The organism is Miniphocaeibacter sp., assembly GCF_049276255.1.
Lineage (GTDB): Bacteria > Bacillota > Clostridia > Tissierellales > Peptoniphilaceae > Miniphocaeibacter.
On the sequence record NZ_JBASWB010000075.1, the window covers coordinates 1 to 2,399 of the forward strand.

Genomic DNA, 2,399 nt, shown 5'->3' on the forward strand with positions numbered 1-2,399 from the left:
ACACTCCTTTATATTTTGTGTGGTAGCATATATTTTATAGGAAAAGTGAATAATTTGTCTATTCTTTTATATTCCAATAAAAAATAGTGCTAATGGATTTATTTCCATCAACACTATAAATTATAGAGCCTTTAAATATCTAAACCTTTAGTTTTTTACTTGCTCTTATAAAACCAAACCAGTTGGATGTTTTTAAATTGATTTAATGATAATATATATATAATTAATAATAAAGGAGCTAAATATGGAAAAATTAAAATTAGCATTGTTAGGTTGTGGTCACTTAAATGAAATAGTGGCAAAGGCATTAATGGATGGTTATCTTCCAGAATATGAACTTGTAGGAGTATTTGAAAGAGATTTTAATAAGGCTGTTAACTTTTCAAAAACCTATAATTGTACTCCATGTGAAACTATAGATGAATTAATGTCATTAAAACCAGATTATATTGCAGAAGCAGCATCTGTTGAGGCCATAAGAGAATATGGAGAAATAATATTAAGAAATGGTGCAAGTCTTATAGTATTATCAATAGGGGCTTTTGCAGACAAGGAGTTTTATGAACAAATAAAAAATACTGCATTTATGAACAAGAGAAAGGTATATATTGCCAGTGGTGCTGTAGGTGGATTTGATGTTTTAAGAACTGCTTCATTAATGAGCCCTATAACAGCGAAAATAAGTTCTAAAAAGTCTCCTAAATCATTGAAGAAAACCCCTCTTTATAAAGAAGGTTTGTTGGATATAAAAGAAAGTGAACAGGTATTTTCAGGTACTACAAAAGAGGCCATTGAAATATTACCAACTCATGTTAATGTAGCTGTTGCTACTGCCTTAGCAAGTGCAGGACCAGAGAACACACTTATGAAAATTAATGCATTGCCAGATTTTGTAGGTGATGAATATAAAATTGAAATTGAAGGCGAAGAAGTAAAAACGGATTTAAATATCTATTCTAAAACCAGTGATATTGCTGGGTGGAGTGTAGTATTTGTACTTCAAAATATTGTTTCGCCAATAGTATTTTAGGAGGAATTGATGTTTGAAAAATTAGTTGTAATAGAACCGGTAAGTTTAATTCCAGAGGCGGAGAAAAAACTATATGATTATGCAAAGGAAGTTATTATATATAATGATATTCCAAAGAATGCAGAAGAAATTATTAAACGCATAGGTAATGCCGATGGAGTTCTACTTAGCTACACAAGTAATATTGGTAAAGATGTATTGGATAAATGCTCCAATATAAAATATATAGGAATGTGTTGTAGTTTATATTCACCGGAAAGTGCCAATGTCGATATTCTAGCAGCAAATGAAAAGGGTATTGTTGTTTATGGAATTAGGGATTATGGTGACGAGGGAGTAGTTGAATATGTATTAAGTGAACTTATCCGTTACTTACATGGATTTGGAGAAAAGCAATGGAAAGAACTTCCTTTAGAATTAACAGATTTAAAAGTCGGTGTAATTGGACTTGGAACTTCAGGTAGAATGATTGCCAATACATTAAAATATATGGGAGCAGATTTATATTATTTTAGTAGAACTAGAAAAAAAGAAGAGGAAGAGAAAGGAATAGAATATTTACCTTTAGATGCTCTTCTAAAACATGTTGATGTAATTTTTACTTGTTTAAATAAAAATGTAATTTTAATGCAAGATAAGGAATTTGAAAGTTTTGGTAATGGAAAAATAATGTTTAATACTTCAATAGGTCCTTCTCATGATATAGACGCATTAAAAAGCTGGTTATCAGATGGGAGTAATGAATTTTTCTGTGACTCTTTAGGAGCATTAGGAGATGAGGAGTTATTAAACCATCCAAATGTTAACTGTATGAATGTTTCATCAGGTAGAACTAAACAGGCATTTGATAGACTAAGTGAGAAAGTAATTGAGAATATTGAAAAATTTTTAAACATGAAAAATAATTAAAATTATTTTCTATAGGATTTAAACATATTTATATTTATTCTAAAGGTATTCCAATTATAAAAATATTTAAATAGCTATAATAAAAAAAGTTAAATATGAAATAATTTTATTAAAATATACATTATAGATTTTAATAAGAGAATATATAAAATAGTGTAGAAACTGTTAGCTTATTTGTAATAGAAAAGCTTGATTTTTTATTCGTATATTTAATGATTCTACTATTTAATAAGAATATTTTAAATTATTAATTTAAAAGTTGATTATTTCTTAACCCTGTATTAAAATTAAGGTGTATTATAAATTAAATATGGGGATTTTTCAGGAGGATATAATGGGAAAAGAAAAATTTGAAAGAACGAAACCGCACGTAAATATAGGAACAATAGGTCACGTAGACCACGGTAAAACAACAACAACAGCAGCAATAACACTAGTATTAAATAAAAGATTTGGAAGT

At 28.3% G+C, this 2,399-nt stretch carries 3 protein-coding genes; all 3 read left to right on the plus strand.

Going from position 1 to position 2,399, the window contains the following annotated elements:
- Positions 1 to 244 precede the first annotated feature (244 nt).
- Positions 245 to 1,030 carry an aspartate dehydrogenase domain-containing protein gene (locus WAO56_RS10415; RefSeq protein WP_422144853.1) on the plus strand — a complete coding sequence of 262 codons (786 nt, stop codon included), beginning with the start codon at positions 245 to 247 and terminating at the stop codon, positions 1,028 to 1,030.
- 9 nt (positions 1,031 to 1,039) lie between these two features.
- Entirely contained in the window at positions 1,040 to 1,939 is a 900-nt protein-coding gene (locus WAO56_RS10420) for a D-isomer specific 2-hydroxyacid dehydrogenase family protein (protein ID WP_422144854.1), read from the plus strand.
- Positions 1,940 to 2,273: 334 nt separating this feature from the next.
- On the plus strand, positions 2,274 to 2,399 hold a 126-nt coding region (locus WAO56_RS10425), incomplete at its 3' end, for a GTP-binding protein (protein WP_422143540.1).